The sequence below is a fragment of the Paenibacillus sp. FSL F4-0243 genome (assembly GCF_037963295.1).
Lineage (GTDB): Bacteria > Bacillota > Bacilli > Paenibacillales > Paenibacillaceae > Paenibacillus_AQ.
In genome coordinates, this window is record NZ_CP150151.1 from 3,836,800 (window position 1) to 3,860,131 (window position 23,332).

Here is a 23,332-nt window from a genome sequence, read left to right on the forward strand (position 1 = left end):
TATGTTATTCAAAGGTATTGACTACCTCAGTCTCACTTTTAAATGATATTGATTCTCATTCTCTATGTCAACATATAAATTTTATATTTTGTGGATTTGCAATAATTTCCTTCTTAAAAATACAAAAAAAGGCTATATTCCGAACGTTCCGGATATAGCCTCTCCTTAATGATCCATTATTTATTCAAATGATATGGGACAGTCGCAACTACAACATCTTTTGAATTCATTAGATACGAACGGATTAAAAAGCTGGTCTGATTATGAAGTACAGCTTGCCACCAATGCTTAGTTATAAACTGTGGAATCAGAATCGTGATATGATCCGTCGCTGCGGTCTTCCACTCCACTGTATCAATAAATTTCACTAACGGACGAATAATACTGCGATATCTAGAACGAAGTACAATCAGGCGTACACCCGGATTCCATTCCTCCCACCGTTGCTCCATTTTTTGAATGTCCTCTTCATCAAAGCCAACATACACGGCTACAACATTATCCGTTAGAGACTTGGCATAGCTGATGGAATGTAGTACAGCACGTGTTACACCCGCAACAGGAACAACAACTGTACTGCCTTTAATCAAAGGTTTATCTGTACTCGGGCATATACGAAGCTGATCTGCAGTGTTCAAATAGTGCCTGTGAATCCGGTGGAACACGAACATTACAGCAGGTAAGAAAATGAAAGCCATCCATACGCTTGAGAATTTAGTGATGATAAAAATAAGCGTAATCGTCAATGTAGTCAGCATACCGATGGTATTTACAACAAATCTTTTTTTCCATCCCGCTGGTTTTGTTTTAAACCAATGAACCATCATTCCTAGCTGTGACAATGTGAAAGGAATGAATACACCAACCGCATAAAGTGGAATCAAGCTTTCTGTATTTCCGTGGAATGCAGCTACAAGCACAGCAGACAGAACACCTAGAAAAATAATACCATTAGAGAAACCTAGACGGTCACCACGAACCATAAAAGCATGTGGCATATATTTATCTTTTGCAAACATAAATGCGAGCAGCGGGAACGCTGAGTAAGCTGTATTAGCTGCCAAGAACAAAATTACTGCTGTAATACCTTGAATGAAAAAATATAAGGTTCCGCGGCCAAAGGTCGATTCAGCGATCTGAGAAACAACCGTTGCCTTTTCATCAGGCACTATGCCGTACCAATACGCCAGTAGTGTGATACCTGTAAACATAAATCCAAGTATAACCCCCATGACCATTAAGGTCTTGGCTGCGTTCTTTTCAGCTGGTGCTTTAAAGTTTGGAATGGCATTAGATACAGCCTCTACACCCGTAAGTGCCGAACAGCCAGAACTGAAGGCTTTTAATAGTAGAAACAAACTAACATTAGAAACAGCAGAGCCAATTTCAGGGACATTCGCATGTACGCCACCTGCTGCATATTTAATAACACCGGAGATTATCAAGACTACAATCGACACCACAAACAAATACACTGGGATTGCGATGAATGAAGCTGATTCTGTAACTCCGCGAAGATTAATCAAAGTAAGTAAAATAATAACTGATACTGCAATAAGAACGGTGTGATTATGAAGACTTGGAAAAGCCGATGTGATCGCATCCGTCCCTGCCGACGCACTAACAGCTACGGTCAGAATGTAATCCACTAACAAAGACCCTCCTGCTAAGAGCCCTGTCGGAACACCAAGATTACTCTTGGCAACGATGTAAGCTCCGCCTCCCTGAGGATAAGCGTAAATCGTCTGCCGATAGGATAAAATCAGGATGGCCAGCAGGCCCAATACGGCTAATGCAATTGGCAGGGAATACCAGATGGCAGTAAACCCCGCAGCCACCAGTACAATCAAAATTTGTTCCGTTCCGTAGGCTACAGACGAGAGCGCATCAGAAGACAGGACAGCCAGTGCTTTAACCTTGGATAACTTTTCATGATCGAGTTCGTTCGACTTCATCGGACGCCCGATCAATAGTCGTTTTACCTTGCTTACCATGGTGGATACAGTTCCTTTCTTTGGGAGCTGAAACGGAATTTCCGCGCGCTGTTTTCATTGGTGGATTTCATAAATGCAGACACTAAAAATAGCATACGGAAATGATCCGCATGCTATGCATGGTCATTATCCCACCTTTGCTTACGAGGTTAGCTGGCGGATTCGGGCTGTGGTTTAGCCCTACGGTAAAAGTCTAATCGACCCATTCCGATTCACCCCATTGGCACATATGCCAAGTTTGGTTCCCCCGTTTTTCCTAAGAAAATTCAGCGCATATTCAACTTCTCACAAGGTCTAATATTAGTCTACAAAGTGTATACAGTAAAGCGTTGAAAAAAATGAAAAAAGAATGAAAAAACATCCAGTAAGCGCAAATACAGCGTCTTATTGGATGCTCTCTTTCATTCTCTTCAATTATCCCTCTGGATCGTGTTTTTAATCACTTTTCACATTTTTTCGGATCACTTAAAGTTAAAAAATCAAAATCCTAAACTTTCCTCTGTATCTAACTCCATCACTTCGTCTTCCTTACGTCCGTACCAAAGTAAAATGCTAATTAAAACAAAAGCGATTAATGCAAGGAAAGGAATCGTAATGAATCCAAAAAAGTTCAAGTAATCCTTATTACAAGGAACTCCAATTGTACAAGGAAGCACTTTACTTAACGCAGGAATCTTCTGCTCCGCATAATGATAGATCGAGATACTACCACCAATCAAGCTTAGTGGAAGAACATATGGGATAATCCTTTTATCCCCTCGAAACGTCGCAATTCCCAAGAGGAATAACTGAGGATACATAAAAATTCGCTGGAACCAGCAAAGCTTACAAGGTTCATATTTCAATACTTCGCTCAGATACAAGCTACCAGCAACAGCAACTAAAGAGACGAACCAGGCCAGATACAGGCAGTTACGCTTGCAAAAAGATAGGAACTTTGTCACTTTGCCTCCACAGCTTTTGCGGCGTCATTAATCTCAGTTGAAATCGCTTCAATGTTAAATGGATCCGCAGTCATTACTCCATTAATATAAAGGGATGGTGTAGTCGTCACCCCAGCTTCACTAGCTAACTGCATACCCTTATTCAGCTCATCTGCATACGTGCGATCCTTGATATCTTTACGCAGCAGTTCGTAATCGATAGCTAACTTCTCTTTCTCCGCAAGGCTTACTAAGAAATCTTCAGTCGCCCATTCTTCGCTCTCATCACCTTGCTGAGCATATACAGCATCATAGAACTTCCAGAATTCATCATGATTCTGATGGTAAACAGATAATGCTGCAAGCGAGGCAGTTTCAGAGTCTGGACCAACGAAAGCCATATTTACAAAGTAGAGCGCTGCTTTTCCCTCGTTGACAAAATCTTGAACAATTTTCGGTTTAACTGAAGTTGCAAATTGGGAACACGCTGGACATTTTAAGTCTCCAAATTCAACAATTTTAACAGGTGCATCCTCTTTACCGACTCTAGGTAGCTCACTGTAATTGAATGCTACTGGTTCTCCCGAAGTGGCATTTTTTGCGGCATCTTTCGAAGCTAACATAAACAATCCAACAAAAATGATGACTACTAAAGCTATTGAACTAATAATTAAAATTCTCGTCTTCTGCTTTTGCTGCTCCTGTTCTACCCGCCGTTTCTCTTGTTTGCTAAGCTGGGGAACGCTTGTACTTTTATTAGGTTTACTCAAGGAGAGTTCCTTTCTGTCCTCTGTGGACTAATGTAGTTTTTATCATATACATTTAAAATTATATAATTTTTAATCTCTTTTTGGCAAACAATACTGTAAAAACACTGTAAAAAAGACACAGCGCTATAGCACTGTGTCCTAATATTACTAATAAGTTCGTTATGCACCAGCTTCTTCAGTCAATAGCTGTAACTTCAGCAGCTTAATTCGAGAAATCCGCTTATTATCCGTTTCTTCCACAATAAACAGATGATCATCAAATTCTACAGACTGTCCTTTTTGAGGTGGATTAACCTCCAATTTAGAATACAGCCAACCGCCTATCGTATCATAATCCTCAGTATCCATATGGAGCCCCAAAAGATCATTGATCTCTTCAATAAGCATCAAGCCGTCGATGGAGTGTTCATCCTCCCCCAGCTTCTCAACACCAGGACGTTCCTCATCGAACTCATCCTGAATTTCTCCTACAATTTCCTCCATGATATCTTCCAGCGTAACCATTCCTGATGTTCCACCGTACTCATCAATCAGAATGGCGATTTGTGTCTTTGCGCGCTGCATGACTTTCAGCAGAGCACTAATCTGTATAGATTCTGGTACGGTTAGTATAGGACGAATCAATTTATTATAGCTTTGTTCACGATCCCTAATTAAGTCCTTGATATGAATGAAGCCTAGGATATGATCCTTATCACCATCACAGACTGGATAACGCGTCCTCATTCCATCAAAAGCAATCTCAAGGTTCTCTTCCGTTGAAAGATGATTATTCAGGCAGATCATTTCTGTTCGAGGAATCATGATCTCACGGGCCATTGTGTCCACAAATTCAAAAATATTGTCAACCAGCGCCATTTCGGTATTATCAATAAAGCCGCTTTTATTACTTTCTTGCATGATAATACGGATTTCTTCTTCCGTATGCGCCGTTCCCAGCTCTGAAGCAGGGGATAAACGGAAGATCCGTAATAAACCACGTGCCAGCCCATTTACGATCCAAATCACTGGATACATGATCTTGTAAAACACATTCATCGGCCCAGATGTTAGCAAAAGGACAGATTCAGCCTTGTTAACTGCAATAGTCTTAGGTGCAAGTTCTCCTAGTACGATATGCAAGATAGTGATAAACATTAGAGCAATAATCAAAGATACAACATTAACAGCGGTTACTCCAAAACCTATACTTCCTAATAAGGGCCCAACAAGGTTAGCTATAGCGGGTTGCCCCAACCATCCTAGCGCAAGTGAAGCCAATGTAATACCAAGCTGACAGGCGGATAGATAACCTTCCAAGTTGCGTACGATGCTTCTCGCTTTTAAAGCTTTTTTACTACCTTCTTCAATAAGGGTATCAATTCTACCGCTTCGTACTTTCACCATTGCGTATTCAACTGAAACAAAAAATCCATTTAATAATACCAACAGAATAATAAGACCTACGTGTAATATACCGGGTAAAGGGTCGCTCAATTTATAATCCTATCCATCATTCTCCGTACGGATGGATAGGCCCACCTCCTTCGTTTTTTCAGAGTATCAGCAAGAAGCTTGCCAGTTGTTCCTTTCAGTATCAATTTCCCAATGGTTTCATCTCCAGTCTGGAATCACGTTTTTGAATATATACTTTATTATATTATTACATAGCCCATCAAAACAGGTCAAAACCAGTGTAAAAATATGATCTATTTTTGCCGCTGATGGACACATACCCCTTAATAGTAGAAACAGGTACAAACTAATAAAAAGAGATTATGTGATTTTTCCGTGATTTTATCAGATGATTTTCTTTTGTTCTAATTTCTTATAAATGTGTTCCTTCTATTATATATGTTAAGTCTTTAGAACCCATCCCGTCAACCGGAGCATCTCCAGCTTACGTTGAAGTTCCAATTGCTACTCATGATCATTCGTAACGCTTGCCAGTCTAGACTGATTTTCGAACATCAGTCAGTCGCAACAGCAATCGCGGGGCATTTATTTATGTAGTCACCTGAATAACATCGTCGATCTTAATCCAATCATTGTCATATTCCATTTGTTCGAGGATGCTGTATCTGCAAGAAAAGCTGGTGAGGATATGTATCATCGACCTATTATGGAAGATAGCTTATAAAACAAAAATCCCCCACCTTCGGGAGTCGAAGAACAAGGAATGTGTATTGGATGGAAAATAAATTTATTGAAAAACAACTTCAACATCATAAAGCATATCTTGAAAAAATGGCTGCCTCACTTCTAGAATTATGGACACTTTCTGAACCAGTGAAAATTTGGATTTTGAGTCAGCTAGAAGATGCATATTATTATATTCCTGATGATATTGGAAAAAGAAAGCCCATAGAATGGGCCTTCTCATTAATGTTATTTTAGGAATTAACGAACTGAGGTTACGCAATTAAATAATAAAGGGAAATAAAAAGGGTATTTCTTCTCGTCTTTCTTCTCGTCTATCGCTTCGTCTTTCTCCTCGTCTTTCACATCTTTCTTCACGTCTCTCTTCGCGTGGGAAGACGCCGCAGCTACAAGCGATAATTACCAATAAAATGAATAGCACCAGAATCGTAGCAGAGCTAGTGTGCATTATTCAATTCACCTCCATCGTTGTTAATACCATGTAGATTATGTGTTGATAGAGCTTAGTGATTGGATGTTTGTTCCGGTATGATACTAGCCTTATATAAAATGATAGGACAATGAGTGCGAACGATTTACTGAGACAATGTTGAATGAATAAAGAAATACATGGGAGGTGGTTAAATTGACGGTCACAATTCCAGTTCGGTTAGTATGGACATTAATTGGTATTATTGGAATCCCGACCTTAGCTTTCGTATTGGTCTTTGCGAATTAAGAAATGAACATTCGTTGAATATCAAGTTACATAAACAGAAAAATCCCCGCCGACCAGTTAAGGTTGACGGGGATACGTCTTTGATTATGTGTTTAAAAAATCCGCCAGCATGAGTACTGGCGGATTTAATTAGGTGCAGCTATATTGGGAGGTTTGAAACTTAGATAAAGAAAGTCTTAGAGATGATTACCAACAAGATAAATAGAACCAGAATTGCAGCGGTAGAAGTAAATCCTCCAGCAAAATCACCCATCATAATTCCTCCTTTGTAAATGAATACAATTTAGAATATACAAGCTTTTGTAATGATGACCAGCAGGATAAAGAGCACCAAGATTGCACCTGTGGATGTAAAGGCTCCACCAACAAAACGTTCAGGTTCACGTTCACGTTCACGTTCACCAACGCCGCAACAACGTTCTCCACGTACTTCGCCCATTTGTCAATTCCTCCTTTTTAATTGGATACAAAACTAAGATATGCGGGATTTGTATCGGTGCGTGGGGTAAATGGAAATTAGCGTTCACCCCAAACACAAGCAGTGGAAATCGGGTTACTTTCTCCACGTTTATATCTATCAAACATTACTGATCAGGAATACCCTACTATACGTTCCTTATCAGTAAGAGAAAGGGGGAATAAACCATGAACTTTCGCAAACAAGCCAAATTACTACAGGGCAAAAGCGTACAGGTGATAACCACTGGAAGTGTTTTTACCGGAACTCTCTCATCAGTTGGCACAGATTTTCTTATTCTAAGTTCCATTATTAGAGGGCGTAGAAGAAGACGTATCATACGATTGGCGGAGATTATTCTGCTCTCAAGGTTATTCGGCTAAAAGACTATTAAGATGCAGAAAGCATATCTCAAAGTTTCCTTGTGCGTAATACGGAGTACAGCCCATGATACAACATGTAATTTGTATTCAAGATTAGAAAAACAGGAAAACCCGTCAGGCATAAGCCCGGCGGGTTATTTTATGTATGTTCTAAACTCAAACCGTCCCCGAACAAAATGAGCTCCAGCGAGCTTAATAGAGTCTAGTGTATATCCCTCTACGATTCCACCGTAATCCATCAAGTTGCCAATTGGGTCCGGGTCTTCACGGTACCATACAGATACATTGGATTGAACCAGTGCCGCCGTCAGAAACTCTGAATCTGATACCATCACCTCATTTGTAACACTCACCTCTTTCAATAATCCCCCCATTGCAGGCAGGGATCTATTAGCCTAGCTGAAAAAACACCATTTCACCAATAAGCCTGGAAACAACCCCCCACTTACCAATTAAAATTGACGAAGTGATACTTATTGTTTTGTATGTATTGAAATTTTTTCTTATCCATATCTCTCAGATGTATAGTATGTATCAGTAATTCCCTCAAGTATGTACTGCATAATCTTAAAATCTATTACTATTTCAAATTTTAACATGAAAAATTTTCAATTTCTGTATTGTAATTACTATATGAAAAAGTAAACTTTTACAAGTAGTCGAACTTTGTCTACAAATAACTTTTACGAGGTGACTTATGGAATTTAAAAAAAGAACAGTACTAATGTTGACCGCTGCTATCTTATTTTTGTGTTCTGGGAGTGTAAGTGCGTCGTCTGAACTTGAGTCTTATGATTACACAAAAGAAGAATTGTCTTTTAGACAGCAATTCGGATTAGACACTAATATCAGCAAGGTAAAACAAATGGACTCCAAAGATGACAATATAATGGTAGACTCTAAGTTCGGAGTTAGGTTGACAAAACTAGAGGAAGAACAGCTCATAAAGCGTATCAATCATCAAACAGAAAATTTACCCTTAGTTAAAGAGTACCTAGATAAAAATATAAAAGATGGGCTTGTTTTTATTGACCAAAAGTCTGGAGGGATTATAAACATTGGTATTAAAGCTGATACTAATAAAGATCAATATGAATCTGATTTCAAAAAAATATATGGTGACTCCAGTTTAATAAATGTCTTTGTTACAAAATATTCTGAAAACGATTTAAACGAGCTTAATGAAAAATTAATTTCTTTGATAAATACTGATTTTAACGGAGTTACGATTACCGATACGTTAGTAGATTTAGCAGAGCAAAAAATACAGGTGGGTGTGAAGGACTTTAATGAAACGAAGAGAAAGATATTAGAAGAAACTTTTAACGCCGATATGTTATCTATAAGAGAATCTGCTGTCGTTTCGGATGATGTTGACAGAAATTCAACTTACAATCCTCTTCAAGCAGGGACAAAAATAGTTAACAATAACACCGGTGGTTACTGTAGCATAGGTTTTTTGGCTAAACCATCAGGAAGCATTTCAGGATACATTGTTACTGCCGCCCATTGCGGGACTGCCGGTAACTCCTTCAATCAAGGTACTAATAATGTTGGTGCGATAGGTACAAGAGTCTATGGTGGAAGTGTTGATGCTGCAACAATAGGTACATCAAGCTTATCCTATTCCAATGATCTCTATACATCTTCCAGTAGAGCAGGATATTTCGATACTGTTCAGGCAAACGACTTCGCAGGAAGTATGGTTTGCATGTCTGGAGCTTCATCAGCCACTAATCCAGTATCGTGTGGAACAATATTGAGCAAATCTGTATCATATAGTATTGATGGGGTAACTTTTAGTAACTTAAGATCAGCTAGCTACACCTCTGCACCCGGGGATAGTGGCGCACCAACATATTATGGTACTGTATTAATGGGAATCAATAAAGGTCGTCATAATGGAAATGCTGTTTATTCTTATATTGGTAATGTACTAAATGCTATGCCTGTACAACCGATTTTAAACTAATGTCGTAACCACTAGAGGAGAAGGTCCATGTTTCAAAAACCACGTACTACTATTAAATGGACTCTTATTTTTGTTTTTTTGTTATTAGTCACCGCCTGTAATAAGAATGATGAAGTTTTGAAAGGAATTGTACACACAATAGATTTAGAAAATAAAAGAATTTTAGTAATTTCTGAATTAAAAGAAGAAGACTTGAACAAGGATTACAAAGAAGTCCTTGACTCTGGTGAGTACTCCCAGGCCATTTGGGTAAGTAAGGTTGCAACTTCTAAATATAAAAAAGGTGATCAAATAGAAATATCCTATGACGTAAGTGATGATTCATTTCCAGCCCAAGTGACCGCAAAAAAAATCACTAAAATCAAGAATTGAACAATGAAAAATAGAATCTACTATGAGGAAGCGATGTCCCCAAAGGGACGCCGCTTTTTTGTGTAGAATTAAAGAAATATGGGACATTAAATAAATTCAACATCGCTCTTAAGGGTGATTTCTGAATCAGGATACCCATCCGAACAGTTAAGGTTAATAGAGTTTTTTTGCCCTTATGCCAAAACCATCCTAAACTCAAATTCATTTCTCATGTAATAAGCATCAGCAACCTTAACGCTCACTGGGCTCCATTTCTGGGCTGGACCCTCACAATCAATTACGCAGCCAGCTAGATCACCACGGCGTTCAAGTATATCTACCTGAGACTGTGACAAGGCAGCTGTTAGAAATTCAACATCCGTCTTCAAGACTTTGTATACATTACTCAACACGATCACTCCATATGTTTTAATTAAGTTTGATAAAGATAAGTTTTAGAACTCATATGTATTCCACATCATTTATATTCATGTTACCCCAAAACACACTCCTGCATATAGGATACTAGAATTGGAACATTATGTATATGTCGTTATGTCATACGATAAGAGAATCACTCGAATAAGTAGTTAAATCAATATTTTATATCCCAAATATATGATAAATATTCTATTAATCTACAAAATATGTTTACAAATGTATATATTTATATCATAATTGGATTGCATCCCAAATAAAGGAAAGAAGGTTGAATTATGAAAAAGAAAATTTTACTTGGACTTTTAACTGTTGCTACCTGTTTTTCTCTAGGGTCGACCTCATTCGCTTCGACCACCTCTGCCACAAGTCTACCTGACACTAATCAATCATCACAAATAACCCCATTCCAAGATTTTTCTACTGTGATTAATTTAGTTGTTGGAGATCGCACTTGGGTCACGGGATATTCATTTGTGATTGTTTCTACTGATGGAGCTGCTATTTTAGAACCCTATAATGAAGATGCAATTTATGCTCTCAAACCAGGTATCACAGTTATAAGAGCTGATTTTGGTAATGGAAATTGGATGTATTATTCAGTAGTGGTAAGAGCATCTTAATACTACTAAATTAAACGTTCATATTAATTTCCCCGTCATATAAACCTGGCGGGGATTTTTATTTCTCCAAACGTCCGGCAATCCCACCCTTCAGTATAAATTCCAATAATCAGGATTACCTAGTTTTTCTTATGAGCAAATAAAAAAGTTGCTTTCCCGTTCCTCAATTTATAGTTGGCTTATCTGATAAAATGCTAATAGAGCAGAAATATCTGTAAATGACAAAAGCCCACTAGTCAAAACCAGTGAGCTAATTTCTTTATTCATTTGTAGTCCCAGCCCTCTTACTAAAAGCCAGTTCAAATAGCCAGTTTGCTGATAATCCCGCTAAACCACCAGCCCATAACCGTAGAGTCAAATCCAACTCTGTAAAAGGATAAGCCACAACACCAATCACTAAGCCGATAACTAAGCCAATCAAAGGTAATATATTATTAGGCACGTTAACCGACTTCTTTACAAACTGTACTCCCGCCATCACAAAAACGGCGATCACCGAGGAGAACGCCAGTACATTAGTTAGGTTTTGATTGTCCATTAATTATTTATCCCCCTTCGCAAATAATCCCATGTTGTACAACATTTGAATCACATTAAGTTCTAGCTTTGACTTTTCTGCCGATGTAGTTATCGCTCCAACCGCTTTAGCAGCCGTAATAGCCTCTGTATAATTGATGGCATAGGTTTCCTTGCCGGAGATATTTAAACGCTTCTCAATAGTTGCTAGGCGCTCATCCTGCTTAACTACGATTGCTTCTAACTCCTCAATTCTACTCATGTCTTCCTTTACCTCCTCTTTTAGTCGATTTATAATAGCCGTTGCTTTTGCCATTGCTGTTTCAGTTGGCTTGCTACCAGCTCGCAGCTGAGTGAGTGTTAAACCAAAGACCATTTGGAAATGAGGATACTCCTTAAATGTTGTCCAGTCGCCTCCCCACTCAAATCCGAGCCTCTTGGCCTCTTCCACCACTTCAATCCAGTCTTTGATGTTGTTTCCGTTGTAGTCTCGGTTCATATCCCAAGAGACACTGGACCCATTCGGCAACAAAAGTGCAAAATCTACAGCCAAACCATAATTGTGATAACTATACCCGCCTTTAGCGTTAGTCACGATAGATCCCGGCTTAGTACGCCCTTGAGCGTAGAGAGCGTCTTGCTCAGCAATAGTCCGTAACCCTTGAGTTATTAAAATAGGCACTCCCCGAGCGTAACAGCGTTCAATTAATACTGTAGCAGCAGCCATAATCACCGGGTGCAATCCTAACAATCTTGTAGATGATTTACTCCTTACTTGATCCAGTGTAAGCATATTTACCTCCCTAAAAATTGGTTAGCCACAATCACGCCAATGGTAATACCAATGATGTACTTAACAAAATCAAGCCACATTTTACGTTCTGACCCACTATCCTTATTGGCTTGTTGCAATAGCATGAATATCTTATTTTCAAGAGAATCAAATTTCCCCATAATCTCACCAAACTTAACTTCCATTTTTATTGTGGATTTCTCCATTTGTAAAATGCTCTCTTCGTGTCTCAGACCAGCTGCTTCAAGTAAGTTCATTTTTGCGTTAGTATTGGCTAGGTCTGCGGATATTCGTGCAAATTCACTGGAAAGACCGAGTAAGCCCTTTTCAACATCTTCCAATCGGTGCAATGGCACTACATCCCCACCCCCTCCTTCTTGGTTTGCTCCCCCAATGGACATAAAACAACTCCCCTCTCTATCTATTGTTCAATATAAATAGCCCCCGTAATTGCTACGAGGGCAAAATAAAAACGCCTACTATATGGCGCTATCTGTAATCTCTTTAGCTTGTTCAGTCGTTATCTTTTTGGCGGTAACAAATACCTGTACTTGCTCCCCCGTATACAACCCTGCGTCAAAGTATCGCTTAATCAGTGCGTACCAGTTCATTTACAACACACCTCCTTCCACGAGGCTCAGGAGTAAGGCTGCCTGGTCCTGTTCCGCTTGATCTTGCCTTGCCTGAGTCTGCACAAGCTCCAGTAATAAAGCAGCGTTATCGGCTCGGAGTTGCTCAGTCTCCATCAGTTCTGGTGGTTTATTAGCCTCAGCTTCCAGATATGCCACCCATGCGGCCTGTAACTCTTCTTCTGTCGGCTGTGGTACGTCCAGATTCCACACCGCGATAAACTGCCCACGATCTACAATGTCATAATCCACACCACGGTTTAGGTGATGATCTAGAGACGTTTTATTTTTTGCTGTTTAGCGGTGTGCGACCCGGAGAATTTTGCGCTTTAGAGTGGCCTGATTTCAACTTCGAAACTCATGACGTTCATATTTATAAAACACTTCACTTTCCACAGGGTGGAAGTGGCGCGTACCAATTAACACCTCCAAAGACTACCGGATCCGTCCGCACCTTTGATGTGGATGATTTCATCGTTGAGATGTTTAAGCGGTTAAAGGTAAAACAGTACGCTCGACATAAAAGATACAAGGAGCTCCACGATGATTTTGTAGAGACTCAGTTTATTTTGACCAATAACAACGGAACACCATTTACAAACTGGAAGTTAGTTAATCGTATGGCTCGTCTAATGAAATTAACAAACATCAAGAAGCACGCGACCCCTCATATATTTCGACACACGCACATCACAATGCTTATCGAAGCAAGTATAGCGTCTGGCTCTCAGATTGATCTCAAAACGATTATGAAGCGCGTAGGTCACGATGATGCAAAAACCACACTCAAGATTTATACCCATGTGACGGAACGAATGATGCAGAGCAGTAGTGACAAACTAAAAATCCACTTCCAAAACATATTAAATCCCAAGGATCTGCCGAGAATGTGATTTTTCTGTGATTTCAAGATAAAAAAAAGACTCAAAATCCCTTGTAAACACTGATATATCAAGGTTTTTTGAGTCTTATACATTTTATTATATTAATATATTGGGGCAAACCGCAAGCATGCGTGTTCTTTCGAAAAAAAACGGGTCTTTATTCCCCTTATTATTCCAAAATATCAGTATGTATAAAGAAAACCCCCTCACCGTTAAGTGTTGGGGTTCATCCAGAAATATAAGGACTTGATTAGCGACAGTTTCTTGTTGTTGGAGGATTACCGATCACTCCAGGGTACTGGTAAGTAAGGGGCTCATCAAATGTAGCATAATCAAAATAAATCATAAGTAATACAGTACGTTGACCAGTTACTGGGTCACTAATAATTATGTGGTCACGGCCCGCAGCTTCCAGCACACCCTTGTAAACTTTGGCATTCCACTCTTTGTTATTTTCGTAAGTAAAATAAAATGTACCTACTTTGCCTAAATTCAGTCTGAAAATATTTTCGATATACGATTGTTCAAACTGTTGAGGTGGGTTTTGAACTACAACCCCTCCTGGTGTCATTGGACTTCCACTGCTAACTTGTGGCGGCATGCTACCCATGCCTTGCATTCCTTGCATCCCTTGCATTCCTGTAGACATTGGCATTTGCATACCTGAAGAAGAAACACTACCAATAGTATAAGTGACGGGACGGTATGGTTGAACGATCATTTAATGAAACCTCCTAAATGTTTATCGGAGCAGTTGCTCCCTTTGGACACAAAAGAACCTTTGCACTAGCTTACTGAGAGAATTACTCATAATAATGAGTAATTCTCTTTTACACAGTTACCCTGTTAATTACCAATAAATACAGACGGACAATCTTCTCCAGTCGGAGTAAAGAAGCAATGAGCTTTAAAGCGGCCTGTGTTTTGTTGGTTATACCAGGTTGGAGGGCAATCTCCTACAGGACGGAAGAACCATAAAGCATTGGTCGCTGGCCATGTTCTTTCACCTGCAATTGCACGTTTTGCAAGACGGATATCTGCTTCTCTTGCTCGTTGATAGAAGTAGCTTTTCTGCGGGGCTTCGAATCCTCCTGGACTTTGATAGACCATGTCATTCACATTACGAATGTTCAAAAAATCAAGGCAATTGCCAAGAATCCGGTTGACACCAACATTGCCGACCATAAGCATACCGAGATCTCCATCTTCCTCAGCTTCCGCTCTCATCAACCGCGCTAGCACCTTCACATCTTCCGAGTTCGTTTTGATGACGGCCACGCTGTCTCCTCCTTGGGGTTGCTTCGTAAACAACCTCGTTCTTAACTGCATGGTGTATTGTATGTGCATTAGCCCAAGAGGTGACAGTTCCAACCTAATTTTAAAGCCATTTGCTTTCCGTTAGGTTCTTAATAGTCCGCAAATAAAAACCATTCTCTCTGCTCCGTTGAATGGAACAGAAGAATGGTTTAAGAATGAATGTATAGCTAATGACTACTCCGCTGTGGAGTATTGTGGTTGTCGCTCAAATCCGTGATATCTGGTTCCTTGATAGGTAAGCATGCCTTTATCGCCTTCTGCACTCATTCCATATTCATGGCCATCTACTTTAAATTCAATTCGACTGCCCCCATTCAATTCGTACGTTAAGTAGTAGGTTGTACTCGTACGACTTGAACCATTATCTTCTTGAACCTGCTGCTGTCTTATTTCACTCCGCTTGCTGACGATACGGGCAGGGATGGTTAGCATGGGTGAGCTATTGTTCCGGCTCCATTGAAGCAAACCCCTGCCTGCTGATACTGCAAGAATACCAACCATTACAATGAGAAATATTGGCATCACTGTTCCAGAGAAATCAAACATCCATGAAAGATCCGGGCCCATTCCCATGACATTTTCCCCCTTCATACCCATTAATTCAACCCTTAACTTAACTTCAGGCACTTCTGTACATGTATATGCCTCTTCTAGTCCAGAAAGCATTAAATTAGTGAGACTTCATGCAAAAAGACCACTTCGTTTTCTTAGAAATCAAGAAATCGAGTGGTCTTTAATCATAATTTTGAGTGATCAGATTAAGCATGAACGAGGTCTAGCAATTGCTTCGTTTCGTCAGTCTCAACATCTAACATACCATTGTCTGCCCAGCATGCTCTGCATTGTTCTTCCGTTTCACACAGGTGAGCGTCATCACAGTTGTAGCAAAGTTGCAGCAGGTTTCTTGTCATATAATCTGTTTCAAAAGTTTTCATTGTAATCTCTCCTATTCGAAAGTTAAGTTTGTGAAAATTTGAACCTGTTCTATGTGTTAAATATATCACACGATCATTTAAATGTCATGTGATTTTTTTCACATCTATAAAGAAAATTTTAATTAAGTTTTTTCCTTATATTCAATCAATCAAAAACATATTGATTTAGAAGTTCATTCTTATTCAAAAAAAGCTGTTTCAAAAGTATTATCCTCTACTTTTGAAACAGCTTCACTTCACTTTACATCACACGCCAACTAATCCCACCATTTGTAGTTTGTAAGAGGAGCGAGCGTTTTTGTTCTTTTTTCTCAAGTAAAAGCCATCCCACCTCTGTGGAAATAAACTCCATCTTAATCGTCTCAGGATATTCCTCAAGCTTAGACTGCAGAACACTGCTCTCCTTTAGAGGGAGCCAAGTTTTCCCTTGGTTAGCGGTATGGTAAAGAGTATCACCAATAATGGCCCAACCAACTTGCGAATTCAGAAACGTCGGAGCGCTCTGATGATTCCCTCCGGTTGGACTCTTTAATTCAAACGGTGTGAATTTCCAGTTATCTCCACCATTAGCGGTAAAGTAACCGTGGTAAGTAATCGTCTTATCTTTATCATTTTGGCAGCCCACAGACATCCAACCATTAGTCTTACTAGCATCGAAGAACTCTGGTTTGCCAGTAATGACTCTGTCACAGCTTTCCAGTTGTTCATTTACCAGAAAAGACTGTCCTGGATTCCAACTCTGACCACCGTCCTTAGTTATAAAGATCTTAGGAAGGGCACCGGTCTGCAAAGTCACAAATCCTTCTACACGACTCTTGAAGATCATTCCAGTACTTACACCTGTGAACGGGATCGAATGATTGGGAAGGTTCGGATTATACTGTTCATTCTGCATCACTTCTTCCCATGTGGCCCCACCGTCTGACGTTGAATAAATCGCCTTGCTTTCCTTATTAGGAGTAGCGTTCGCAGAGGTCATTAACCATCCCTGTGTTGGTGAATTGAAATAAACGGAAGATACATTATTATCATCACCTAATGAAGAGATTTTCCAGCTTTTCCCTCCATCAGTGGTTCGTAGCACTATATTCTCTGTCGTACCAAAAGCACTTCTTATAATCCAACCATGGTTAGAGTCAGTAAAAAAGATGCCTTTTCCATAGACAGGTGTGGACAGGAACTGCACATTGGGTGCAGGAGAAATATTAGCCCAGGTCGCCCCGTTATTATGGGTAACGTACAAACGAAGTTCATTTTTTGTTACACCCCATACCATGCCCTCTGTCTCACTAAGCAGATGAAAACCCGTAATTCGAGTTTGAACCTGATATTTCGGGCCACTCTCTTTGTTAGTATTGTTATTTGGTGGTGTAATCAGAGTAATCGTCTGTCCTTCTTCCGGTGCTTCTGTAGGCTGTGGCTGTGGAGAAGGCTCCGGTGGTGGTGAAGAACATGCTGAGACTATCCACGCTAAAAAAAATAGCATCATAAACATTCTTAGAGTTTTCAATCCAGCGGTTCTAGATGTCAATGCCCTCTCTCCTCTCAATTGGAATCTTATTTATGATTTAACTTACTATTACGGTAGCCGTATAGAAAATAGATCAGAAGTCCAAGACTCGTCCAAATCAGAAACCCAATCCATGTCTCACTTCCTAGATTATACATCAAATATCCGCATGTTGCCGCACTTAGCAATGGAATGAAGGGTACCCAGGGTACTCTGAACCCTCTTTTCATATTGGGATGAATAACACGCAGGGCAATTACCCCCAAAGAAACGACAAAGAAGGCAAACAGTGTTCCAATGCTTGTTAAGTTAGCCAATCGATCCAAAGGAATAAAGCCCGTTAATACAGCTATAATGATCCCAACCATCCACGTACTACGAATAGGTGTCTGTGTTTTAGCATTGATCTTAGACAATCCTCGTGGTAAAAGACCATCACGTGAGATTGCGAATAACAGTCGGGTTTGACCGAACAGCATTACGAGCAGTACAGTGGTCATTCCCGCAATAGCTCCAACAGAGATTAGACCCGCTATCATATCTTGATTTACAACACGAAGGGCATAAGAAACGGGATCACTAACATTGAGATCCGTATAAGGTATAATACCTGTTAATACAAGTGAAACTAGGATATACAATACAGAACATATAGCAAGAGATGAAATAATCCCTATAGGCAAATCGCGCTGTGGCTGTTTTACTTCTTCTGCAGCAGTCGATAACGCATCAAAACCTATGTAGGCAAAGAAGACAGTTGCCGCACCGTTTACAACACCTTGATAGCCAAAGGGTAGAAATGGAGTCCAGTTCTCTGGTTTAACATAGAAAAATCCAGTTACGATAAACAAAAGCACTACAGCTATTTTGATAACGACCATAATCGCATTAAAACGAGCAGTCTCTTTAGTTCCCCGTGTTAGTAAGTAGGAAATTAGTAAAATGATTATTACTGCTGGTAAATTAATAATGGAACCTGCTTCCGCATTATACGCCCCGGATAGTGCTGTAGGAATATGGATACCAAAGCCCTCTAAAAGTCCCTGCAAATAACCTGACCACCCACTGCTTACTGCAGCTGCTGCAACGCCATACTCTAACACAAGGTCCCAGCCCAAAATCCAAGCGAGTAATTCTCCAAAAGCTACATAACTATAAGCATAGGCACTTCCGGAGACCGGGATGGTCGATGCAAACTCTGAATAACAAAGGGCTGACAGCACGCAGGCAAACGCGGCTAACAGGAATGAAATGACAAGGCCAGGACCAGCGTGTTCTGCTGCCGCTACTCCTGTCATTACAAAAATACCAGTACCAATAATCGCTCCTACACCTAGCATGGTTAGATCCAGCGCACCAAGTGTTTTGTTCAACTTGGTTGCACCTGAGTTTGAAGGTGCGATTAGCGGTTTCTTGCGAAATAAATCCATTCTTACATTCTCTCCTGTCTAGTCTTGTTGTCAAATTGATTAGAGAATTTCTATTAAGTATGCCCAAAATGGGGTAATGCATTAAATAAGACCTGCTTGAAAACAATATCGTTAGCGATTATGATGGACAAGATTAAAAGCTAAAAATTTTAATTACTGAGGAGATGGAATCATGGCCCCCCCGAAACCCAATCGTGTCGTAGTCATTGGTACTGGAGCAGTTGGTACAACAACAGCCTATACATTACTGCTACGGAGACGTATGCCTGAGCTCGTACTTATTGACGTTAATCAAAAGAAAGCCCTTGGAGAAGCATTGGATATGAATCACGGCATGCCCTTTGTTGGTGGTGTGAAGCTATGGGCTGGTACATATGAAGATTGCCGGGAAGCGGATATCATCATTGTAACTGCCGGTGCATCACAAAAACCGGGTGAAACCCGGATAGATCTTCTCCGCAAAAATATTTCAATTTTCAAAGATATCGTTCAAAAAATCACCAAATATAATCAACATGCGATACTACTTATTGCTACTAATCCTGTAGATATTTTGTCATATGCCACTTTGAAAATAAGCGGTTTTGATCGCAGAAGAGTCATCGGTTCCGGAACGGTGCTGGATAGTGCACGTTTTCGCTACCTGATTGGACGCCACAAAGAAATTGATCCACGCAGTATTCATGGTCAGATTATCGGGGAACATGGAGACTCGGAACTTCCTGTTTGGAGTCTAGCGAATGTTGCCGGGATTGATCTCGGTTTTGACGAAGCAGAACAAGATGAAATATTCCAAGATACTAAGAATGCCGCTTATGAAATTATTGATGCCAAAGGCTCAACCTCTTACGCAATAGCATTAGCACTAGATCGTATTGTGGTATCCATTCTTCATAATGAAGGCTCTGTATTGAACGTATCTACTTTATTGAATAATTATAACGGAGTTTCGGATGTCTACCTTGGCGCCCCTTGCGTCGTAGATCGGTCCGGTGTACGAGAAGTACTAGATCTTCCTTTAAATGAGACAGAACGAGCTCTATTCCAAAAATCTGCCGAGAAGCTTAAAGCTGAGATAGCTAAGCTAGAACTATAAGCAAATGAATACATGGGGCTCTCCCTGTTGTCATGATACATGGCCGGGGATAGCCCCTTTTTCATGAAAGATTTGCACTTAGAATTCTATCAAATCTGGACTTGCAATTTCGACATGGCTTCTTCCTTCTCACGGCTCGTGATATGCGTGTAAACCGTTGTTGTCTGAATGGAAGAGTGCCCCAGCAGCTCCTGAACCGTCCTCAGATCCGCACCTTTTCGTAGCAGCATGGTAGCGAAGGAATGTCGTAGCTTATGGCTGGAATAGGGTCGACGTTGTGCAGCAGGCACATCCCTTTGGAAACGATCGAAGGTGTCCGCAGCGATTTGCTGTATGCCACGTATGGACAGCCTGCGTCCTTTCTGTGAAATGAACATAGCTTCCTCTTTACTGCGCCAAGGATTTAATCGTTCTTCAATCGCCAGATCGAGAAAAGGTACCACATCCTCTGGAATCGGTACATTACGCCATTTACGTCCCTTACCGAACACTCGAAGGGAATGTCTTTCTACATTATAATCACTTAAATTAAGCGTGTGGACTTCCCCCACCCGAAGCCCCATATAGGACATGAGTAAAAAGACTGCTAAATTACGACCTTTGTATTTCCCATCTATAGAAGACAAAAATCGCCCCAGATCACCTTCATCTAAGTAGACCGGTTCGCGATTGATCTCAGTTTTAGATTTCTTAATCCCAGCTGCAGGATTGGTAAGAAGCAATTCCAGCTCAATTAATGCCTTAAAAAAACAGTTAATTGAGGCATGCTTCCGGTTACGGGTAGCATCACTTACTCCACGTTCACGCACTGACGTAAGAAAAGAAATAACATGTAGCTTCTTTACGGACTCTAGCTTTTTACCATTCAGACTTTCTAAAAACTGTTTTACATCCACTAAATAGGATTTCTGCGTATAGGGAGTGTAACCGGCATCCTTCATCCAGATTAAAAAAGCCTCAAGCCCCTCTTCGTAGTCTTCACTCCACTCATTCATGGCTTCGAGCCTCCCTTGATTTCGACAATCTATTGTACCATAGAATAGCTACAAGAATTAAACTTAGCTGCTCCATTTTTCAGCATGCTTTTGTACAGCTTTTAAAAACTCTGTTAGAACAGGAGATTTCCATTTCTTATGATGATAGGCAATTTGAGTAGCCACACGCTGCGATTCATCATTCCAACTCAGCCTAGCTAACTTCCCTTCCGCTAATTCGTTGCTCACTGTAATCATTGGAATAAAAGCAATGCCTAGACCCGCCATAACACATTGCTTGATCGCCTCAATACTCCAAAACTCTAACGTAGGGTCCGGAAATACCCCGTGTCTGTTTAAATGATGTTCAAATAAAGTACGGTAGCTACAACCAGTTTCCGTATGCAATATCGTTTCTCCCTTAAGATGAACCGGTTCTACCACTGGAAGACTCAATAAGGGATGATCCGGCGGAGCGATCAGGGTCATTTGTTCATGCACCAGTGTTTCTATATTCAGATCTTTATCTTCCGTCTCTGGTTGCAGTAGGAAGGCCAAATCCAATTCACCGGATCGAACTAAATCCGTTAGCTCCCAGCAGGCCCCAGGCTTCAGAAGAATTTGGACCTTTGGATATTTCACGCGAAACTCCTTGATAATGCCTGGTAAGCGAAAAGCAGCCAGAGATTCAGGTGCACCAATGCGTAAAGACCCTGTTAGCTCACTCTCGGAGCGAAGAGCATCTTGCGCTAGAGAGTGCATTCTGGAGATCTCTTGAGCGAATGGGAGCAGACGGCGGCCTGCATCGGTTAGGATGATCTTTTTACTGATCCGATCAAATAAAGGCTGACCTATTTCAGTCTCTAACGCTTGGATCTGTGCGGTAATACTGGATTGTGCATAATCAAGCTTCTGTGCAGCGCGTGTGAAGCTACCCGTCTCCACTACGACTATAAAGGTAAAAAGATGACGTGATTCCATACGTGCCCCCTGAATAATAGTTACCCATCGGAATTTCGAATGGATACTATTCAAAAAATCTGTTTTTCCAATGGATCTATTATCTGCTACTCTATAACAAAAGACAATGAAAGCAGGAATAAAAATCATGAAAGATTCAAGTTCAACCACTTTACGAAGAAACATCGGCATGCCGCAAGCCATAGCTCTTTATATCGGCGCTGTATTGGGCTCGGGAGTCTTAATCGTTCCCGGACTGGCTGCAGAAATGGCAGGTCCCGCTTCATTGCTGGCATGGGGATTCATGACGCTGTTGATTTTGCCAATGGCCTTATCGATGGGCCTGCTCTCTGCCAAATTTCCTAACGCAGGAGGCGTGTCCCACTTCGTCACCCTTGCTTTCGGACCTAAAGCCGGATCTTTAGTGGGCTGGTTCTTCCTAATGTCCGTTCCGATTGGTGCGCCTGTTGCTGCGCTGACCGGAGCTGGTTATATGACAGCCGCAATGGGCTGGGATGAACCTGCGAGAATTACTATCGCTGCGGTGATGTTGGCCATTGGGCTAATTACAAACTGGATTGGTATGCAAGTGGCGGGAAAGGTACAAATTGCTGTAGTGATTGCGATTGTAGCTGTTCTCGTCTTCTCGTTTGCTACTGCGCTTCCTCGAATGGAGGTTGAACACTTCACTCCCTTTGCCCCATACGGATGGATGAGCATTGGACAGGCTGCAGCAATCCTATTTTGGTGTTTTATTGGTTGGGAAGCTGTCTCACATCTCTCTGAGGAGTTCAAAGATCCACAACGTGCTGCAGTTAAAGGTGTGACCATCGCTGCTATTATTGTAGGTGTTCTATATTTCTTATCCGCTTTAGCAACGGTTGGCACACAAAGCTACCTTAAAGGTGGATCGAGCACTTCACTTGTCTGGATCATCAGCCAGCCCCTTGGACGCTGGGGTGGATTTATCGCAGGACTTACAGGTCTCTTCATCTGTACCGCCACCATTATCGCTTATGCCGGTGCTGCCTCGCGTGTGGCTTATGCGTTATCACGTCAGGGCTATGCACCGCAATGGATGGGAAGACTATCCAAACCATATCATACCCCTATAGGTGGGATAGCTTTCCTGCTCCTCTGTTTTGTAACGGTCATGTCACTGTACAGCAGCGGATTGATATCTATCACTACTTTGATCCAGTTTCCAAATGCGACTTTTATCCTGACTTATATCGGAGGTTGTGCTGCGGGGATACGCCTACTTAAGGGAAGTAGATTAGGCGTAACGATTAGCTGGATCTCTTTTCTAGCTACCGCTGCTGTGTTTCCTTTTACAGGATGGGCAATAGGCTATCCGTTACTTATTACTTTGATGTTTATTTTGATCTTCCGTATCAAACATAAACAAGCGGTTGCCGGAATAAGGGATTTAAAAAGTGGAATTCGTGAGGATCAACAAAAAGCATTGTAAGACTCATATCGTTTCAGCATTCGTTTAGATGGTTATGGAATGAAGAGGG

The 23,332-nt window shown here is 40.8% G+C and carries 29 protein-coding genes and 1 riboswitch; of the genes, 8 read left to right on the forward strand and 21 right to left on the reverse strand.

The window, feature by feature from the left end; all coding sequences use genetic code 11:
• Window positions 1-176: 176 nt before the first annotated feature.
• The 4 genes from NSS87_RS16840 to NSS87_RS16855 form a co-directional block, all read right to left on the reverse strand.
• Complete coding sequence (locus NSS87_RS16840) at window positions 177-1,994, reverse strand: APC family permease (RefSeq protein WP_339241452.1); 1,818 nt, start codon at window positions 1,992-1,994, stop codon at window positions 177-179.
• A gap of 123 nt (window positions 1,995-2,117) precedes the next feature.
• Window positions 2,118-2,276, reverse strand: a riboswitch (cyclic di-AMP (ydaO/yuaA leader).
• A 197-nt stretch (window positions 2,277-2,473) separates the two neighbouring features.
• The gene (locus NSS87_RS16845) at window positions 2,474-2,938 is read right to left on the reverse strand and encodes a disulfide oxidoreductase (protein ID WP_339241454.1); all 465 of its coding nucleotides are present in this window, start codon (window positions 2,936-2,938) and stop codon (window positions 2,474-2,476) included.
• Window positions 2,935-3,687 carry a thioredoxin domain-containing protein gene (locus NSS87_RS16850; RefSeq protein ID WP_042188642.1) on the reverse strand — a complete coding sequence of 251 codons (753 nt, stop codon included), beginning with the start codon at window positions 3,685-3,687 and terminating at the stop codon, window positions 2,935-2,937. Before NSS87_RS16850 ends, NSS87_RS16845 begins: the two co-directional genes overlap by 4 nt.
• 159 nt (window positions 3,688-3,846) lie before the next feature.
• Complete coding sequence (locus NSS87_RS16855; RefSeq protein WP_042188644.1) at window positions 3,847-5,163, reverse strand: hemolysin family protein; 1,317 nt, start codon at window positions 5,161-5,163, stop codon at window positions 3,847-3,849.
• A gap of 693 nt (window positions 5,164-5,856) precedes the next feature.
• Between NSS87_RS16855 and NSS87_RS16860 the strand changes: the two genes are divergently transcribed.
• Entirely contained in the window at window positions 5,857-6,063 is a 207-nt protein-coding gene (locus NSS87_RS16860; RefSeq protein WP_339241457.1) for a hypothetical protein, read from the forward strand.
• 641 nt (window positions 6,064-6,704) lie between these two features.
• On the opposite strand, the gene NSS87_RS16865 is transcribed toward NSS87_RS16860, so the two are convergent.
• Window positions 6,705-6,797 carry a sporulation protein YjcZ gene (locus tag NSS87_RS16865; RefSeq protein WP_339248603.1) on the reverse strand — a complete coding sequence of 31 codons (93 nt, stop codon included), beginning with the start codon at window positions 6,795-6,797 and terminating at the stop codon, window positions 6,705-6,707.
• Window positions 6,798-6,827: 30 nt separating this feature from the next.
• The gene (locus NSS87_RS16870; RefSeq protein WP_197071257.1) at window positions 6,828-6,983 is read right to left on the reverse strand and encodes a hypothetical protein; all 156 of its coding nucleotides are present in this window, start codon (window positions 6,981-6,983) and stop codon (window positions 6,828-6,830) included.
• Window positions 6,984-7,189: 206 nt separating this feature from the next.
• On the opposite strand from NSS87_RS16870, the gene NSS87_RS16875 reads away from it, so the two are divergent.
• Window positions 7,190-7,384 (forward strand): hypothetical protein, encoded by a 195-nt coding sequence (locus tag NSS87_RS16875; RefSeq protein ID WP_339241463.1) that lies wholly within the window; start codon window positions 7,190-7,192, stop codon window positions 7,382-7,384.
• Between the two features lie 134 nt (window positions 7,385-7,518).
• Here NSS87_RS16875 and NSS87_RS16880 read toward each other — a convergent pair whose 3' ends face one another.
• Window positions 7,519-7,737, reverse strand: coding sequence for a hypothetical protein (locus NSS87_RS16880; RefSeq protein ID WP_339241466.1), 219 nt, complete (start codon window positions 7,735-7,737; stop codon window positions 7,519-7,521).
• Between the two features lie 344 nt (window positions 7,738-8,081).
• On the opposite strand from NSS87_RS16880, the gene NSS87_RS16885 reads away from it, so the two are divergent.
• On the forward strand, window positions 8,082-9,356 hold the full coding sequence (locus tag NSS87_RS16885; RefSeq protein WP_339241468.1) for a S1 family peptidase: 1,275 nt from the start codon (window positions 8,082-8,084) through the stop codon (window positions 9,354-9,356).
• A 27-nt stretch (window positions 9,357-9,383) separates the two neighbouring features.
• Window positions 9,384-9,728, forward strand: a complete 345-nt coding sequence (locus NSS87_RS16890; protein WP_339241470.1) for a DUF3221 domain-containing protein — start codon at window positions 9,384-9,386, stop codon at window positions 9,726-9,728.
• Window positions 9,729-9,901: 173 nt separating this feature from the next.
• Here the strand turns inward: NSS87_RS16890 and NSS87_RS16895 are convergent, their stop codons facing one another.
• Entirely contained in the window at window positions 9,902-10,117 is a 216-nt protein-coding gene (locus NSS87_RS16895) for a hypothetical protein (protein ID WP_339241472.1), read from the reverse strand.
• A 306-nt stretch (window positions 10,118-10,423) separates the two neighbouring features.
• On the opposite strand from NSS87_RS16895, the gene NSS87_RS16900 reads away from it, so the two are divergent.
• Entirely contained in the window at window positions 10,424-10,768 is a 345-nt protein-coding gene (locus tag NSS87_RS16900; protein ID WP_339241474.1) for a hypothetical protein, read from the forward strand.
• Between the two features lie 259 nt (window positions 10,769-11,027).
• On the opposite strand, the gene NSS87_RS16905 is transcribed toward NSS87_RS16900, so the two are convergent.
• The 5 genes from NSS87_RS16905 to NSS87_RS16925 form a co-directional block, all read right to left on the reverse strand.
• On the reverse strand, window positions 11,028-11,306 hold the full coding sequence (locus tag NSS87_RS16905; RefSeq protein ID WP_339241476.1) for a holin: 279 nt from the start codon (window positions 11,304-11,306) through the stop codon (window positions 11,028-11,030).
• 3 nt (window positions 11,307-11,309) lie between these two features.
• Entirely contained in the window at window positions 11,310-12,077 is a 768-nt protein-coding gene (locus tag NSS87_RS16910) for a M15 family metallopeptidase (RefSeq protein WP_339241479.1), read from the reverse strand.
• A 2-nt stretch (window positions 12,078-12,079) separates the two neighbouring features.
• Window positions 12,080-12,478: a hypothetical protein gene (locus NSS87_RS16915; RefSeq protein WP_339241481.1), complete on the reverse strand. Its 399-nt coding sequence runs from the start codon at window positions 12,476-12,478 to the stop codon at window positions 12,080-12,082.
• Between the two features lie 78 nt (window positions 12,479-12,556).
• A complete protein-coding gene (locus NSS87_RS16920) occupies window positions 12,557-12,688 on the reverse strand; it encodes an XkdX family protein (protein WP_339241483.1) in 132 nt (43 codons plus the stop codon).
• Entirely contained in the window at window positions 12,689-12,958 is a 270-nt protein-coding gene (locus NSS87_RS16925) for an XkdW family protein (RefSeq protein WP_339241485.1), read from the reverse strand.
• Between the two features lie 38 nt (window positions 12,959-12,996).
• Between NSS87_RS16925 and NSS87_RS16930 the strand changes: the two genes are divergently transcribed.
• Window positions 12,997-13,599, forward strand: coding sequence for a site-specific integrase (locus NSS87_RS16930; RefSeq protein ID WP_339241487.1), 603 nt, complete (start codon window positions 12,997-12,999; stop codon window positions 13,597-13,599).
• A 241-nt stretch (window positions 13,600-13,840) separates the two neighbouring features.
• Here NSS87_RS16930 and gerQ read toward each other — a convergent pair whose 3' ends face one another.
• From gerQ to NSS87_RS16960, 6 genes are all read right to left on the reverse strand, one after another.
• Window positions 13,841-14,311: a spore coat protein GerQ gene (gene gerQ / locus NSS87_RS16935; protein WP_042128182.1), complete on the reverse strand. Its 471-nt coding sequence runs from the start codon at window positions 14,309-14,311 to the stop codon at window positions 13,841-13,843.
• A gap of 125 nt (window positions 14,312-14,436) precedes the next feature.
• Entirely contained in the window at window positions 14,437-14,868 is a 432-nt protein-coding gene (locus NSS87_RS16940; protein WP_042188711.1) for a cell wall hydrolase, read from the reverse strand.
• A gap of 213 nt (window positions 14,869-15,081) precedes the next feature.
• Window positions 15,082-15,474: a DUF2500 domain-containing protein gene (locus tag NSS87_RS16945; protein WP_042194012.1), complete on the reverse strand. Its 393-nt coding sequence runs from the start codon at window positions 15,472-15,474 to the stop codon at window positions 15,082-15,084.
• A gap of 191 nt (window positions 15,475-15,665) precedes the next feature.
• The gene (locus tag NSS87_RS16950) at window positions 15,666-15,842 is read right to left on the reverse strand and encodes a hypothetical protein (RefSeq protein ID WP_179085723.1); all 177 of its coding nucleotides are present in this window, start codon (window positions 15,840-15,842) and stop codon (window positions 15,666-15,668) included.
• A gap of 241 nt (window positions 15,843-16,083) precedes the next feature.
• A complete protein-coding gene (locus NSS87_RS16955) occupies window positions 16,084-17,373 on the reverse strand; it encodes a YCF48-related protein (RefSeq protein ID WP_339241491.1) in 1,290 nt (429 codons plus the stop codon).
• A 26-nt stretch (window positions 17,374-17,399) separates the two neighbouring features.
• Window positions 17,400-18,782: an amino acid permease gene (locus NSS87_RS16960; protein ID WP_339241494.1), complete on the reverse strand. Its 1,383-nt coding sequence runs from the start codon at window positions 18,780-18,782 to the stop codon at window positions 17,400-17,402.
• 172 nt (window positions 18,783-18,954) lie between these two features.
• On the opposite strand from NSS87_RS16960, the gene NSS87_RS16965 reads away from it, so the two are divergent.
• Window positions 18,955-19,878 (forward strand): L-lactate dehydrogenase, encoded by a 924-nt coding sequence (locus tag NSS87_RS16965; protein WP_042188714.1) that lies wholly within the window; start codon window positions 18,955-18,957, stop codon window positions 19,876-19,878.
• 89 nt (window positions 19,879-19,967) lie between these two features.
• Here the strand turns inward: NSS87_RS16965 and NSS87_RS16970 are convergent, their stop codons facing one another.
• On the reverse strand, window positions 19,968-20,873 hold the full coding sequence (locus NSS87_RS16970) for a tyrosine-type recombinase/integrase (RefSeq protein WP_076283590.1): 906 nt from the start codon (window positions 20,871-20,873) through the stop codon (window positions 19,968-19,970).
• Window positions 20,874-20,936: 63 nt separating this feature from the next.
• Complete coding sequence (locus tag NSS87_RS16975) at window positions 20,937-21,833, reverse strand: LysR family transcriptional regulator (RefSeq protein ID WP_339241497.1); 897 nt, start codon at window positions 21,831-21,833, stop codon at window positions 20,937-20,939.
• A 127-nt stretch (window positions 21,834-21,960) separates the two neighbouring features.
• On the opposite strand from NSS87_RS16975, the gene NSS87_RS16980 reads away from it, so the two are divergent.
• Window positions 21,961-23,283 carry an amino acid permease gene (locus tag NSS87_RS16980; RefSeq protein ID WP_339241500.1) on the forward strand — a complete coding sequence of 441 codons (1,323 nt, stop codon included), beginning with the start codon at window positions 21,961-21,963 and terminating at the stop codon, window positions 23,281-23,283.
• Window positions 23,284-23,332: the final 49 nt, after the last annotated feature.